This is a genomic window from Paraburkholderia sp., from assembly GCF_036488505.1.
GTDB lineage: Bacteria > Pseudomonadota > Gammaproteobacteria > Burkholderiales > Burkholderiaceae > Paraburkholderia.
This window is the reverse complement of record NZ_DASXHN010000053.1, coordinates 1-14,743: the sequence shown is the minus strand read 5'-3', so window position 1 is coordinate 14,743 and position 14,743 is coordinate 1. Positions and strand designations below refer to the sequence as shown.

Annotated in this window: 15 protein-coding genes and 1 pseudogene; 3 read left to right on the top strand and 13 right to left on the bottom strand. The window is 62.5% G+C overall.

Going from position 1 to position 14,743, the window contains the following annotated elements; genetic code table 11:
• The 8 genes from VGH68_RS03210 to VGH68_RS03175 all read right to left on the bottom strand — a co-directional run.
• Positions 1 to 255: plastocyanin/azurin family copper-binding protein (locus VGH68_RS03210; protein WP_331602058.1), on the bottom strand; the 255-nt coding region annotated here is incomplete at its 3' end.
• Positions 256 to 297: 42 nt separating this feature from the next.
• The gene (locus tag VGH68_RS03205) at positions 298 to 1,239 is read right to left on the bottom strand and encodes a metallophosphoesterase family protein (RefSeq protein ID WP_331602057.1); all 942 of its coding nucleotides are present in this window, start codon (positions 1,237 to 1,239) and stop codon (positions 298 to 300) included.
• A 204-nt stretch (positions 1,240 to 1,443) separates the two neighbouring features.
• Positions 1,444 to 2,400, bottom strand: a complete 957-nt coding sequence (locus tag VGH68_RS03200) for an aldo/keto reductase (RefSeq protein ID WP_331602056.1) — start codon at positions 2,398 to 2,400, stop codon at positions 1,444 to 1,446.
• Positions 2,401 to 2,544: 144 nt separating this feature from the next.
• Positions 2,545 to 3,183, bottom strand: coding sequence for a glutathione S-transferase family protein (locus VGH68_RS03195; RefSeq protein WP_331602055.1), 639 nt, complete (start codon positions 3,181 to 3,183; stop codon positions 2,545 to 2,547).
• A gap of 108 nt (positions 3,184 to 3,291) precedes the next feature.
• Positions 3,292 to 3,744 carry an SRPBCC domain-containing protein gene (locus VGH68_RS03190; protein WP_331602054.1) on the bottom strand — a complete coding sequence of 151 codons (453 nt, stop codon included), beginning with the start codon at positions 3,742 to 3,744 and terminating at the stop codon, positions 3,292 to 3,294.
• The gene (locus VGH68_RS03185) at positions 3,741 to 4,076 is read right to left on the bottom strand and encodes a metalloregulator ArsR/SmtB family transcription factor (RefSeq protein ID WP_331602053.1); all 336 of its coding nucleotides are present in this window, start codon (positions 4,074 to 4,076) and stop codon (positions 3,741 to 3,743) included. The genes VGH68_RS03190 and VGH68_RS03185 overlap by 4 nt, the downstream gene beginning before the upstream one ends.
• Positions 4,077 to 4,121: 45 nt before the next feature.
• A complete protein-coding gene (locus tag VGH68_RS03180) occupies positions 4,122 to 5,486 on the bottom strand; it encodes a sigma-54 dependent transcriptional regulator (RefSeq protein WP_331602052.1) in 1,365 nt (454 codons plus the stop codon).
• Positions 5,487 to 5,626: 140 nt separating this feature from the next.
• On the bottom strand, positions 5,627 to 6,802 hold the full coding sequence (locus tag VGH68_RS03175; RefSeq protein ID WP_331602051.1) for an epoxide hydrolase family protein: 1,176 nt from the start codon (positions 6,800 to 6,802) through the stop codon (positions 5,627 to 5,629).
• Positions 6,803 to 6,943: 141 nt separating this feature from the next.
• On the opposite strand from VGH68_RS03175, the gene surE reads away from it, so the two are divergent.
• Positions 6,944 to 7,723: a 5'/3'-nucleotidase SurE gene (surE, locus tag VGH68_RS03170; protein ID WP_331602050.1), complete on the top strand. Its 780-nt coding sequence runs from the start codon at positions 6,944 to 6,946 to the stop codon at positions 7,721 to 7,723.
• Between the two features lie 65 nt (positions 7,724 to 7,788).
• On the opposite strand, the gene VGH68_RS03165 is transcribed toward surE, so the two are convergent.
• Complete coding sequence (locus tag VGH68_RS03165; protein WP_331602049.1) at positions 7,789 to 8,688, bottom strand: DMT family transporter; 900 nt, start codon at positions 8,686 to 8,688, stop codon at positions 7,789 to 7,791.
• Positions 8,689 to 8,735: 47 nt separating this feature from the next.
• Here VGH68_RS03165 and VGH68_RS03160 point away from each other — a divergent pair, with 47 nt between their 5' ends.
• Complete coding sequence (locus VGH68_RS03160) at positions 8,736 to 8,933, top strand: hypothetical protein (RefSeq protein ID WP_331602048.1); 198 nt, start codon at positions 8,736 to 8,738, stop codon at positions 8,931 to 8,933.
• A gap of 174 nt (positions 8,934 to 9,107) precedes the next feature.
• Here the strand turns inward: VGH68_RS03160 and VGH68_RS03155 are convergent, their stop codons facing one another.
• The 4 genes and pseudogenes from VGH68_RS03155 to VGH68_RS03140 all read right to left on the bottom strand — a co-directional run bounded on the left by VGH68_RS03155 (position 9,108) and on the right by VGH68_RS03140 (position 12,897).
• Entirely contained in the window at positions 9,108 to 9,698 is a 591-nt protein-coding gene (locus VGH68_RS03155; RefSeq protein WP_331602047.1) for a hypothetical protein, read from the bottom strand.
• A 640-nt stretch (positions 9,699 to 10,338) separates the two neighbouring features.
• Positions 10,339 to 11,379 (bottom strand): hypothetical protein, encoded by a 1,041-nt coding sequence (locus VGH68_RS03150; protein ID WP_331602046.1) that lies wholly within the window; start codon positions 11,377 to 11,379, stop codon positions 10,339 to 10,341.
• A gap of 396 nt (positions 11,380 to 11,775) precedes the next feature.
• Positions 11,776 to 12,411, bottom strand: a pseudogene (locus VGH68_RS03145) (carbonic anhydrase).
• 219 nt (positions 12,412 to 12,630) lie between these two features.
• Positions 12,631 to 12,897: a DUF1488 domain-containing protein gene (locus tag VGH68_RS03140; protein WP_331602045.1), complete on the bottom strand. Its 267-nt coding sequence runs from the start codon at positions 12,895 to 12,897 to the stop codon at positions 12,631 to 12,633.
• Between the two features lie 211 nt (positions 12,898 to 13,108).
• On the opposite strand from VGH68_RS03140, the gene VGH68_RS03135 reads away from it, so the two are divergent.
• A complete protein-coding gene (locus VGH68_RS03135) occupies positions 13,109 to 14,638 on the top strand; it encodes an MDR family MFS transporter (protein WP_331602044.1) in 1,530 nt (509 codons plus the stop codon).
• The last annotated feature ends 105 nt before the right edge of the window (positions 14,639 to 14,743 follow it).

Here is a 14,743-nt window from a genome sequence, read left to right as displayed (position 1 = left end):
GTCGTTCTGGTCGAGCGCTGCGGAACGGAACATGCCGGCATCGTTGACGACCGTGTGCGGCTCGCCGTCCAGATTCTTCCAGGTCACGGTCGACCCGACCTTGACCGTGAGCGCCATCGGCGTAAACATGAAGTTCTTGATGACGACCGCGTTGGGCGTTTCCGCGCGCGCCACGCACATGGCAGCCGACGCGGCGATCACCACAGAGCCGCCGAGCAGAACCCAAAGCGCGCGGCCAATCCGGATAGTTGGCATGACTGATCTCCTGAACGTGAAATGCGTGAAATGAAGCTGATATCAAGCCAGCGTCTTGTCGGCCAGCGTGGCCTTCAACGGATGGCGCGCGATGCTGACACTGGTGACGCCGAGCATTCTGGGTAGCTGGTCGCTTGCCACTTTCAGCGGGCCGGGGCCATCGCCCTGGCCGGCTGTCGGCTGCGGATAGGCCGTCGACCGTGCGGTGTGGAACGTGATATTGCCCTCCACTTTCGACACGATCTGGTGGATGTGGCCGTTGAGCACCGTCACCGAACCGAAGCGCTTCAGGTAGTCCATCGCCTGACCCGCGTCGCCGGTGCCCCAACCCCATGGCTCGTAGATCGTCCACATCGGCATGTGCGCGAACACGACGATCGGGGTGCTCGACGAGCGGCCTTTCAGATCGTTTTCGAGCCACTCGAGCTGCTCGGCACCGAGACCGCCGAGGCCGTTCGGCTTGAAATGCATCACGTTGACGAGGCCGACGAAATGCACACCCTGATGATCGAAGCTGTAATAGCCGCGGTTATCCGACGCCTTGCCGAAGCGCGTGAAGTACTCGGTACCTGGGCCGTCCGTCACGTCGTGTTCGCCCGGCACGGTATGCAGTTCGGTAATCTTCAATCCTCCCAGCAGTTGCGCGGCGAGATCGAACTCCGACGCTTTCGACAGGTGCGTAATGTCGCCGGTGTGGATCGCGAGTGGCGGTCTCGCCGGCATCGCGTTGACGAACTCGATCGTCTGTTTGAGCGTGCCTGCCACATCGGGGTTGGCTTCCTTGTTGAAGCCGATATGCGTGTCGCTGATCTGCAGAAATAGCGGCACGCCCGTCGCGGCCGGAACTCTCGCGTCGGCGGCAAGCGCCAGTTCCACGGGCGTGAGCACGCCGCCCGACAGCATGAAGACGGTGCCCAATCCGCCGAACGCCAGGCATTTCAGCGCGCCGCGACGCGCCGGATCGAATGAATGATGTGACGCCATGGTGACCTCATGCTAACGATTCGCAGAACCGGCCGCGGGATCGTCCCGCGGCCCTTGCGAGCCGGTTCATGAGGGATGACTGACATGTGGTGCGGTTTATTCCCGCGATGCGTATTGCACGTTGCGTGGTGCGCGACGCGCACGCCGTTGGTCTGTTCGCGATGTTCAACCGAGCGCTCAGCGGATCGAACGCAGCGCGATGCGTCAGCCGCCCACTGCCGCGATGATGCGCGCGCGCATCGCGGCGTCGGGTAACGGTCCCGAGCCGGCGCGCACGTTATCGGCCATGTATTGAGGGCGCCCGGTGCCGGGAATCACGACCGTCACCGCCGGATGGGCGAGCACGAATTTGAGCAGCACCTGCGCCCAGCTCGTGCAGCCGATTTCCGCAGCCCACGCGGGCAGCGGCGTTTTCATCACGCGCGCAAGCAGCCCGCCGCCGCCAAACGGCTGATTGATCACGACACCGATGCCCAGCTCCGCCGCGAGCGGCAAGATGCGCTGCTCGGCCGCGCGATCGTCGGCGGCGTAGTTGATCTGCACGAAGTCGGGCTTTTCGCTGCGCATCACCGACGCGACCTGGTCGAACGCACTCGACGTGTAATGCGTGATGCCGAGATAGCGAATCCGGCCGCGCGCTTTCCAGTCGCGCAACGTCGCGAGCTGCGTGCGCCAGTCGAGCAGATTGTGGATCTGCATCAGATCGATACGCGGCTGTTGCAATCGTCGCGACGATTGCTCCATCTGCGCGATGCCCGCTTCACGTCCTTCGGTCCAGACCTTCGTCGCAACGAACGCCTGGCGGTGCGCATCGAGTTGCGTGAGCAACGCGCCCGCGACCTGCTCGGACGAGCCGTACATCGGTGATGAATCGATCACCGAACCACCCGCTTCGAACAGGATGCGCAGCACGTCGGCCAGTTGCGCGCGGGCGGCTGGATCGTCGCCGACGTCGAACGTGCGCCACGTCCCGCAGCCGATGACCGGCAGACGTTCGCCACTGGAAGGAATCACGCGCTGCGTGATAGGGGGTAACGCACGGGGTAACGCGGGCGCGCCGGTTTGCGCGCACGCGAGTGCCGGCAATGCCAGCGACACCGGCACGCCAAGCGCGGTGCGCAGAAAACGGCGCCGGGTATCGTGGTTCGAGGCAGAGGTCATCGCGTAACAGGTACTTGCGCGCCCGCGTCGCGAGCGCATCAGGAGCCTCACACGATACGGCAATCGCGCCGGCACTGCCACGACAGCGCTCAGCGTCCTGCGCGCTGGCGAATCAGCCGCGCGCGGCGCGGCATAACGCGCGTGTCACGCGTGCGCGACGGCCTTTTCGGTGCGCGCGGGAAACGGATTGCGCCATGCGTCGAATGCATTGAGCTGATCGTGCCAGCGCCGCACCTCGGGAAATTCGTCGAGCGGCATCTTCGAGTCATGCGCATACGGCAGCGATACGCCGACGGAAAAGTCCGCTACCGAAAGATCGTTGCCGAGCAGCCACTTGCGTCCGTTCAAATGCTGGTCGAGCACCGCCGCGTGCTGGCGGAACGATGCCTGAGCTTGCGCGACTGTCGTCTGATCGGGGTCGCCCAAGCCGATCCACGGCTTGATCAGGTGCTCGAAGTACAGCGTGCCAGCGTGCCGGTACAGGTGCTGGCTGTTCCAGCTCATCCAGCGCACGACGTCGATCTGCTGCTGCGCGTCGCGCGGCCACAGCGCCGATTGCGCACGCTGCGCGAGATGGCAGATGATCGCGTCGGCCTCCCACAGCCGGCGCTCGCCGTCGACGAGCGCCGGCACCTTGCCGTTCGGATTGATCGCGAGATAGTCCGGTTTCGTGTGCTCGCCGTGGCCGAGATCGACGAACACGTAATCGATCGGCAAATCCAGATAGCCGGCCACCGCGCAGGCTTTTCGTGGAGCGAGTGTTTCAGCGTAATAGAGCTTCATGTCGGACCTCAATAGCGATGGAAGTGATGGCGCGGCGTGGCCTCGGGGCACTGCCGTTTCAGTACTTCGGCTGCGTGCCTGCGCGTCGGGCACCCGGGCTTTGCCGTTTCAGGCGGCTTCGCTGGCCAGCTCCGCCAGCAACTCGTCCAGCTTCTCGAACGAGCCGGTCCAGCCGATGCGGTGGCCATCGCGCGCCGCTTCGTCGGCGAATTGCGAATGGGTGAAATTGAGCTCGGTCCCCTCGTCGATCGAGCGCAATGCGATCGTCACGAGCGAGCGCCGTTCGGGCATCGTGACCCACTCCCACGTGAACACCAGCTTGCGATCGGGTTCGACCTCGCGGTATTCGCCGCGGCAATCGTGCGTCTCGCCGTTCAGCGTCTGGAACACCACATGAAAGCGGCCGCCTACGCGCGGATCGGCTTCGGCGCTCAGCACCGGCCCGCCGTCGGGTCCCCACCACCGCACCATCAGCTCGGGACGCGTCCATGCCGCGTAGACCCGCGCGGGCGGCGCCTTCAGACGCCGAATGATCGTCAGACTGGGCTTCTCGCTGGTCATCCATCTTCTCCTTCGACAAAGTCGGCAAGCCGGTCGAGACTCGCGGACCAGAAACGCTCATAGCGCCTGAGCCACGCCATCGCTTCTTCCATCGGACCGGCAACGAGTTCGACCGACACCGTTCGCCCGCTCTTTGTGCGCGCGATCAAGCCGGCATCGCTCAGCACATCCAGATGCTTCATCACCGCCGGCAGCTTGACCGGCAACGGACGCGCGATTTCCGTGATCGACAGGCCCGGCTCGCGTTCGAGACGCGCGAGGATGGCCCGCCGCGTGGGATCCACGAGCGCGGCAAACGTACGATCGAGTTGACTGACTGGATACTTCACCATGTGGTGAACTATAGAGGATGGATGCGCGGCGTCAAGGCTTTTTTATCAGTGCCGCATGTCGTTTTCTTCGCCGTAGCGCACACCGTGCGCGGCGATCAACCGGTACAGCGTCGCACGCGAGATACCGAGTTCGCGCGCGGCCTGGACCGACCGGCCGCGATGGCGCAACAGCGCGAGTTCGATCGCCTGCCGCTCGGCGGTTTCGCGCGCCTGCGCGAGTGTCGTGGCCGACGTCGCCGCGTAGCTGCCGAGTTCGAGATCCGCGGCGGTGATCGTGCGCCCTTCCGACATCACGATCGCGCGCCGCACCCGGTTGATCAGCTCGCGCACATTGCCGGGCCAGTCGTACGCATGCATCGCCATCATCGCGTCGGCCGCGAAGCCATGCAGACGCCGGCTCGCGTCCTTGCGATAACGTTCGAGAACGTACAGCGCGAGCAGTTCGATGTCCTGGCCGCGCGCGCGCAGCGGCGGCTCATCGATGCGCAACACGCTCAGCCGGTGGTAGAGATCGGCGCGGAAACGCCCGGCTTCGATCGCCGCGTCGATATCGACGTGCGTCGCGCAGAGGATGCGCACGTCGAGTTCGATCGAACCCTGGCCGCCGAGCCGGTCGATCGTGTTTTCCTGTACGAAGCGCAGCAGGCTCGCCTGGCTTTCGTACGGCAGATCGCCGATCTCGTCGAGAAACAGCGTCCCTCCGTTCGCGCTTTCGACGCGGCCGATACGCCGTTGATACGCGCCGGTAAACGCGCCGCGCTCATGACCGAACAGTTCCGACTGCAATAGCGGTGGCGCAATCGCGCCGCAGTTGATCGCGACGAACGGCGCATGGCGGCGCGCCGAACGCGCGTGGATCGCCGCGGCGGTCAGCTCCTTGCCCGTGCCCGATTCGCCTGCGATAAAGACCGGTGCATCGGTAGCGGCCACCTTGTGGATCGAACGGAACAGCGCGAGCATCGCTTCGCAGTTGCCGATCATTTCGCCTTCGACGCTAGACGTGTCGATAAACGCCGGTTCGCCGAGCGACATCATCCCGCACGCATGGCCGACGGTGTCGACGATGCGCGTACTCGCGGCGGGCAGCGTCACGTAATCGAAGCAGTAGTCGCGCACCAGCCGGCGCGTGGCGGGGTCCTCCAGATGCGGGCTTTCGGCCAACGCGACCCAACCGACGTTCGGCAGCGCAAGGCAGGTTCGCAGCGCGGATGCATCGTGCGCTTCGAGCACGCTGGACAGATCGACCAGACCGCCTGCCGGCGCGCCATCCTGTAGCGCATGCCGCACGTCGCGAAGCGAATCGATGACTTCGACTTCCCAATCGCGTCGCTGAATATCCGCCAGCAGTTGCGCGGCGGGGTCGCGGGTGAAATAGATAACGCGCGTTCGATAAGCCTTCACTTTCTGCATTGTTATTGCATCTCCCGCCGCGACTGCCGGGGTGAAAACCCCAGGCCGCATTTGCCAGGTTTGCCGAATGAAACTTCCACGGATGCGTGTCCGAACGGCCTGTGGCTGCACATTTCGTGCCGCCGCGGCGCGCGGCGAGGTCAACCGCTTTTTGCGCGTAATGGCCTGAAAAACCGGCGAATCTCGGCAGCCAGAAAAGCAGGTTGCTCCATCGCCGCGAAATGGCCGCCACTGGACATCTCGCTCCACTGCACGACGTTGAACGTTCTGCCGAGCCAGCTGCGCGGCGGATGATGGATCTCTTTCGGAAACAGCGCGAAACCGAGCGGTGTGTCGATGCGCGGGCCGCCGGCGAAACGCATCGGTTGCAAGCGGTTCTCCCAGTACATCTGCATGGCCGGGCCGATGCACTGGGTGAACCAGTAGAGCGAGATATTGGTGAGCAGTTCGTCTTGCGAGAACACCGCGTCGACATCGCCGCCGCAATCGCTCCACGCGCGAAACTTTTCGCCGATCCATGCGGCTAGCCCCGCCGGCGAATCGTTGAGCGATGCGGCCACGGTCAGCGGTTTGGTTGCATGCTGATGCGCGTAGCCGCCTTCGAGCGCGGCCCAGTCGGTCTTCTCGCGCAGATAGTTTTGCTCGGCCGCCGTCAGTGGCTGCTCGGCCGCGCCGATCGCCGGCTCGTACGAACTCGGCAGGAAGTTGAGATGAATGCCATCGACTGCTTGCGGATGACGCGCGGCAAGCGCGATCGACACGCCCGCGCCGAGATCGCCGCCCTGCGCGCCGAAGCGTTCGTAACCCAGCGCGCGCATCAGCGAGGCCCACAGATCCGCGACTTGAAACGCGGACATGCCCGCTTGCGCGGGCGCCGGCGAAAATGCGAAGCCCGGCAGCGATGGCGTGACGACGTCGAACGCATCGGCGGGGTCGGCGCCGAACGCGGCCGGGTCGCACAGGTGGTCCAGCAGCGCATGAAACTCGAAGAACGAGCCGGGCCAGCCATGCGTGATCACGAGCGGATAGGGTTCGAAGCCAGGCGTGTTCGCGGCGCCGCGCCGATGCGCGAAATGCACGGTCTGGCCGTTCAGGTCGGCGAGAAATTGCGGCAGCCGGTTGAGCTTGCGTTCGGCCGCGCGCCAGTCGAACTGCCCGGCCCAATAGCTCGTGAGCTCGCGCAGCCATGCCGGGTCCGCGCCCTGCTGCCACGCAGGCGCTGGCGTGGCCGGCGGCCAGCGGGTCGCGCGCAGGCGGCGGCGCAGATCGTCGATGTCCTGATCGGCGATCGCAATCTCAAACGGTTCTATCTGCATGGCGGTTCATCCGGCATCGGTTGGCGCAAAGCACGGCGCTGGCATCGCACGTGCTGCTGAACGCGAGGTGTTCCATCGTACGCGCGTTCGGCGAAAGCCGGATAATGAGCGACCGTATTCACACGAGAGGAGATTGACGCGATGCCCGCTTACGAATCCAAAGTGCCGCGCGTGCTGTTGACGAACGACGACGGTATCGACGCGCCCGGCCTCGCCGTACTCGAAGCGGTAGCCGCCGAACTCGCGCACGAAGTCTGGGTGGTCGCGCCGGAACACGATCAGAGCGGTACGTCGCATTCGATCAGCCTGCATTCGCCGCTGCGCGTGAGCCGCCAGGGCGAGCGGCGCTTCGGCGTGACCGGCACGCCCGGTGACTGCGTGGTGATGGGCGTGCGCCATCTGATGCGCGATACGCCGCCGACGCTGGTGCTCTCCGGCATCAATCGCGGCGCCAACCTCGGCGTCGAGACGATGTTCTCCGGCACCGTCGGCGCGGCGATGACCGGCCTGTTGCTGGGCTTGCCGTCGTTCGCGCTGAGCCAGACTTTCCGCGATCGGGAGCGGGTGCGCTGGGACACCGCGCGCACCCTCGCGCCTCGCGTGATCCGCCAGTTGCTCGCGATCGAACACGCCGCGCCGACCTGCCTGAACATCAATTTCCCGGATGTCGACGCAGCCGATGCCGGGCCGCTCACGCCGTCGCGGCAAGGTGTGGGGCTCGTCGAAGACATCGATGTGCTGCCGCAGGTCGACCCGCGCGGCATCGAGTACTACTGGCTGCGCTTTCAGCGTGGCGCGCGCGCCAACGATCCCGATAGCGAAACCGCGGTGGTCGCGGCGGGCCGCGTGTCGGTCACGCCGCTTGCGTTCGATCGCACCGACGAAACCACTTTTGCGCGCCTCGCTGCTTCGTTGCGCTGAGGTCTTTTGCCTGGGCGCCGCGCGGCTGCGCTCGTTCGGGGTCCTTGCCGGCGCCGCCAGCCGCGTTACACCAGCGGTCCTTCTTTCGGCTTGCGGCGCATCGCAACCACGATCGAGCTGCCGACGATCAGCGCGATACCGAGCAACGACAGCGCGCCGATCGTCTCGCCCCACACCAGATAGCCGAACAGTGCGGCCCACACGATGCTCGTGTAGTTATACGGCGCGAGCGCGCCGGCCTCTGCTTCGCGAAACGCCATCGTCATCAGCAGTTGTCCCGCCGTCGCGAATGCGCCGAGCAAGGCCATGATTGCGAGCGCGTCGAACGACGGCGTGCGCCATGCGAATAACAGCGATGCGCCCATCACGATCGTGCCGAGCGCGGTGAAGTACAGCACCGTGGTGCCCGAATCGTCGTTCGCGTGGATGCGCTTGATCTGGATGATCGATAACGCGCCGCAGAACGCGCTCGATACTAGCAGCGCGGGACCGAGCCAACTGGAATGCGAACCGTGCGGGCGCACCACCAGCAGCACACCGGCGAAGCCGACCGCGGCGGCCAGCGCGTCGCGCGGCTTCAGCGTTTCCTTTAGCAGCATTGGCGCCAGCACGATCACGAGCAGCGTCTCCGAATAGACGATCGCGACCGCCTCGCTGAGCGGCATATACGGCAGCCCGGCGAAAAACAGAGCGGACGCGCCGAGCAGCGTGAGCGCCCGAATGGTCTGGCCGCGCACATCCAGTTGCCGCAGACGCGAGGCCAGCGGCTTGCCGCGCATGCACAGCGCCAGCGCCGGAAACAGTCCGAACAGCATGCGGAAGAACGTCACCTCGTTGGCCGGATAGACGAGCGCGACGGATTTCGCCAATGCGTCGACGAGCGCGAAACAGAACATCGACGCGAGGATCAGCGCAACGCTGCGCAGCGGCACGGCGGTTGAGCGGACGGCGGCGAGGGGTGGCATGAAGGGTCCTGTGGGGCGCGCCGGACGGTTGTCGTTAGGGCGGCGCGATGACTGAGCTTGTCGCGCCGATGCGTTGGCGAATGTTTGATTATGCCCGCGCGCTTTGTGCGGCCGGCTGTTTCTCGCGCATTGTCCGCGCGTTACGGTCGTTCGTGCGTGGTGTTGTCTGTTTCGAATTGCGGATCGAGGGTGATGTATGCCAGACAAGGCCGGTTACGTTTCTTGAAACCAAGCGCGACCTGTGAATCCGTTCCGCGCTGCGCACCCGCCTGCCCCCATCCCGCAAGCCCCATTTGCTAAAGCGAACATCGCAAGCGCCCTCGCCAGATTAACTGGGAGGATGGGTTTGCATCGATTAGCTTTGATATTTTCAAATTTCTTGAGACGGCTTCCACCCACTCTACTTTCCGTACATCTTGTCACCTCTCCGCGCTGCCTGCTTCGTTCAACTCGGGTGCAAAAGCCACCGATGAAACGCAATTCGGGTTACGCTCCTTGAAGCTGAAAGAGAGTTTCCCCCAATGCAGTACCGCCGTATATGACGTAGCTTCCTCGGGTGATATTCCTCGCGGACGATCTGTAACTTTGAGATTACTGTAATGCTGACGTACCGCATCAAGGTCGATACAATCCCCATCAATCTGAAGTACGAGAAAACCTGGATGGCCTGCCCGGTGTCGAATCCGCAGATCCACATTGCTGATTACTACGTCGTCCGCCAGTTTGACCGGCCCACCCCCGTATAACTGGAATGCGGTGTTCGGAATCGCGACCCTACTGGTGTCTTTCTCGACAAGCTGGGTCATTAGCAGGTTTTTCAGCTTGGCCTTGGTAAACGGAATCTGTTGGACCACCGCGTCGATGGTTTGCCACAATGTCATGTCCGGCTCCATTATCTGCGAACCTTTTTTGTATTGACCTGTTACCTCGCCACATCCACCAAGCAAGGCCACCAACCCGAGCATCGCCAGTGTCCTGAGGAAGATATCGGTACGAGTGTTTCCGGTCATGCCTAAACACCTGCAGTTTGCGACTACGATTCTTCCCGTTCCGCAAAAGCCAAATTCAACGGAACTCTCCGGCTACTTCGCTACGTCACTTGCTTCAACTGGTTCGGGATCAAAAACCAGCGATGAAAGGCAATCCGGATTTCGCATTAGAAAACCGAAGGACAACTTTCCCCATGGCAAGAGAACTGAGTAGCCCGTCGATGGGTCCGCTGAATCTGGCCGAGGAGGAAACGTCAACTTGATGTCCTCATAGTGCGCACGAATCTTATGGAGGCCAATGCAAGCTCCATTGAGGTTAAGCACGAGAAAACCTGGATGACCTGCCCTGTGTCGAATACGTAAATCCACATCACTGATCACTACGCCGTCTGACAGACTGACAGTTCTACCTGCTATGTAGAACCGGAATGCCTTGTTCGGAAACGGGCTTCTGCTAGTGTCTTTTTCGACAAGAGGGGTCATGAGCACCGCTTCCACCTTGGTCCTTGTAAAGGGGACCTGCTGTGCGAGCGCGTCGATAGCTTGCCACAGTGTCTTATCCGATTGAGTCATCTGTGAATCCTTTCTGTATTGTTCAATTGCCAGACTACATCCGGTAACTTTAGTCATCAGACAAAGTACGGCAATCATCCTGGACAGACTACCTGGCCGAATAAGCCTGGTCATACCAGCCTCCATAGTAGTCACTGTATGTCTGCCTGGCATTCGACGTAACTTCATTACCAAATGCTATTCCGATTGCTTGCCGGCAGGCGGCGGCATTTCCGTCGTTCAGATATTGGTCGTAAGCCTGGTTGTAGCTTGCATGGTTGGCACCAAGGACCCCAATGTCGGGGCCGCCCTGTCTTAGAATTTCACGCTGCGTTCGAATATTGACCATCGTTGCCGCTCCCTCGTCCGCCAACGTACCATGCACGTAGACATCTTTTGATGAGTAATCGGGCTCGTATGGATACATTGCATGCCCTATTTCGTGAGACAGGATTTTCGTAAATGCTTTGGGACTCTTTTCAAAGCCGCTGTCAATGTTAATAAGCTTATTTAGGCGATCTGTCTCGGACCCTCCACCCGGCTTGCCATACTGAATCTGCCACCCCACATCTGCCAACTTTTTCAAATCCGCCAGCAAACCCGGCGACATGGCCACAAGCTGATTAACATCCTCACCTGCTTCGTTCGCCATAAATTCGGCTACCGGAGACGGAGCCACTGGCGCACGAGAAGCGTTCCTGTGGGCTATATCAGCCGCCCCGACAGAACCGACAGGAGTCACTTCATCCGGTATCGAAAAATCACGCCGTTTCGCCTCCCGGCTCCGCCGTGCCCTTTCCCGTTCAATGTGATTCGCGATCTCCCACGGTGGCGGAATATAAATCAGCCGGCGACTTCGAAGTTCCTGATGCACCGCCCGAGCCACCTCATGGTCGTCCATCTCGCTGATCTGCAATCCCGCCGGACCGACACTTCCTAATAGACCTCGCAGCTGGTGCATGTCACTGTCACTCGACGTCCATGAATCAGGACTCGCCCATTTCACGAAGTGCTCATGTGCAACACTCAATACCTGCGTTATTTCGTCCTGTTCCTCGCGTGTGAGCTGCTTCCAGTTTGCATACCGCCGAAGATCATCCTTGAATCCCCATGGCCGGCTTATATACGTAACGCTGCGGCTAAAAGACATCCGTACTCCGCTGGTGTTCTCGATAAGGTCTGCATCGTAACAACGCACGGGCAATCTGGTAGCTATCTCAACAAGGATCTTTGCAAAATTTTAAACTCCCTGAGAATGCTATAAGAACATTCCTAGTGCAGTGCGACGCATTTCCGCGAGTCCGCTTGAAATTCAGAAGCAAACAGAAATGCAGACCACAGCAGATTTTGCAGAAGTCAAATATTGAACTGGGCAAAAAAAACGCGGCGCACGGAAAAATCCGCTACGCCGCGTATTCAGCTGGAGTTTTACCTCACTGCATCACCAGACCGCATTACCACCTAGTGAAGTCCAGGTGAAATAACACGGCAGAATACAATGACAAGAAAAACATCCAAAAAACATCCAACAGCACATCAAACCGCATTAAACCGCGTAGATCTCCGGGTGATCCGCCAACGACAGAAACTCGCCGGTCTTTCCGTCGAGCGCGAGCATCGCTCCGCTTTCGATATTGAAGATCCAGCCGTGCAGTCGCAGCGTCTTGTTCACGAGCCCGACGGCCACCGACGGATGCGTGCGGATATTGCTGAGCTGCGCGATCACGTTATCCTTGACCAGCGCCGAGAGGCGCTCCGCATCCGAGTCGTAGTGGCGCGATGCGTTGATCGCCTTCGCGGCATCCGAGTGACGCAGCCAGCTCGCGACCGCCGGCAGATGTTCGAGATTCGTGCACGTCGAGATCGCGGTCATCGCGCCGCAGTTCGAGTGGCCGCAGATCACGATGTCCTGCACGCCGAGCACGGCCACCGCGTATTCGACGGTAGCCGATACGCCGCCCGGCTCGGGGCCGTACGACGGCACGATATTGCCCGCATTGCGGATTACGAACAGCGACCCGGGCTCGGTCTGCGTCAGCAGTTCGGGCACCACGCGGCTGTCCGAGCAGGTGACGAAAAGCGTGCTGGGACTCTGCGCAGTCGACAAACGCTAGAACAGTGCGCTCTGCTGCGGAAAGACCTCGCGTTGAAAGCGGATCAACCCATCGATGATTTCCTGCACGATATTCTCCAGATCTAGACGGCGAATTATTGATTGCCGCGACTATACCGTAGCCATTCGGTGGTCGCGCGAATCATCGTGCTAATCAGGATGTGCATCGCAGTGCGCACCGGCGCGCGTTTGCATACGCCGATAAAAAGCCGCCCCCTGCTGTTGAACCGCGCAATCGAACTGCGCGGTTGCGCGTCGAAACGCAACCGCGCCGTCAAAAAGCGGGTTTCAAACCTTGTCGAAATCGCTCGTCTCGAGTTCCACCGACTGCCCGCCGTTTCTTTCGAGCACCCGCTTTGTCGCATTTTCAATGCGTGCGCGGTTCGCCTCGAAGGTTCCGACCAGATCGTGAGCCGACGGGCCCCCGTTGCCGAAATGATTGTTCAACGCATCCAGCGATACGCTGCACCACACGCCCGTCCCGTCCACATTGGCCTCGAAGGCGACGCGCGCGGCAGCTATCACTTCGCGGCGTCCGGTGAATTCGATCCTCATCATGGTCCTCCACGTGTCGAAAGGGAAACTGAGTGCGCAACAGCCGTGCCATACCCGGCCGGGCCGGCGGACCGCCCGATCCGTAGCACGCACTCTGCGCAAGGTGCATACTCCTGAGCGGCCGCCACGCGCGGCCGCGCCGATGCAGCGCCGCGGCATGACCTCCTTCGAGCCGTCGGACGCGCCCAACATACCGATACTACGCCCCTTCATGTCCGCTAGTCCCAACAGCAGCCCGCAACAGCCAACCCAACGCAGCGCCCCATCCTCGCGTGGGCCCGTGATCGCCGCCGTGATGGCGTCGATGGCGATGGTCGCGATCGAAGCAACCATCGTGTCCACCGCGATGCCGCAGATCGTCTCGCAACTCGGCGACCTGCATCTGTATAGCTGGGTGTTCTCGTCGTTCCTGCTCACGCAAACGGCGACCACCGTGATCTTCGGCAAGCTCGCCGATCTGTACGGCCGCAAGCCGGTGATACTCGCCGGCATCGCGGTGTTCCTGGTCGGCTCGGTGCTCGCCGGCTTCGCATGGTCGATGCCGGCGATGATCGTGTTCCGCCTGATCCAGGGTGTCGGCGCGGGCGCGATCCAGCCGGTCACGCTGACGATCGTCGCCGACCTGTACCCCGCGCGCGAACGCGGCAAGGTGCAGGGTTATCTCGCGAGCGTGTGGGCGATTTCGGCGGTGATCGGGCCGATGGTCGGCGGCTTCATCATTCACGACCTGTCGTGGGCGTGGATCTTCTGGATGAACGTGCCGATCGGCCTCGCGTCGGCGGCGGGCTTCTTCTTGTTCCTGCGCGAAGCGGAGCGGCATGCGCGCCCGTCGATCGACTTCGGCGGCGCCGGGCTCTTCATGGCCGCGATCGCCGCGCTGATGATGGCGCTGACTTACGGCGGCGACGACGCGCTGACGCCAGCCGCGCTCGCGGCCGGCGTGTTCGCGCTATGCGTGGTGCTGTTCGTGTGGCAGGAGCGCCGCGCCGCCGAGCCGATGATCTCGTTCGCGCTGTGGAGCCGCCGGCCGATCGCCGCGTGCAACAGCGCGACGGTGCTCGCCGGCATGATCCTGATGGGCGCGACCACCTTCCTGCCGATGTACGTACAGGGCGTGCTGCAGCGCTCGCCCGTGGTGGCCGGCCTCACGCTGACGATGATGATGGTTGGCTGGCCCACCGGCGCGACCTTCGCGGCCAGGTCGTTCCATCGCTTCGGGCTGCGCCGCATCCTGATCGGCGGCAGCGCGTTCGTGCCGCTCGGCGCGGTGCTGCTGCTGTTTCTGTCGCCCGGCGTGTCGCCGCTCGTCGGCGCGCTCGGTTCGCTGGTGATGGGCTTCGGCATGGGCACGTCGAGCGTCAGCTCGCTCGTGCTGATCCAGGAGATCGTGCGGGCCGACGAGCGCGGCAGCGCGACCGCGTCGAACCTGTTCTCGCGCAATCTCGGCAGCACGCTCGGCGCGACGCTGTTCGGCGCGGTGCTCAACTTCGGGCTCACGCATTCGAAGAACCTGGCCGTCGTCACGTCGGATCAGTTGAAAGCGCTATTGGAAAACCGCGCGGCCGATCTCGGCGATAGCGAGGTGATCCGGCTGGTGCTGCATCAGTCGCTGCATCTGACGTTCGTGTCGATCTTCGTGATCGCGCTATTCGTGGTCGCGCTGCTCGCGCTGGTACCGTCGATCAGAATCGGCGGGGACAAGCCGGTGCCGATCGAAGCATTGTCGCCGCTGGAAGACTGAACCGCGCGGTACGCGCGGCGAATGCGCGAAGTGACCGCTGCGCGCTCATGGCGACGCAGCGGCTCGTGCGGGGCACAAGCGTTGGCGCCCTTCCGCTACGAATGG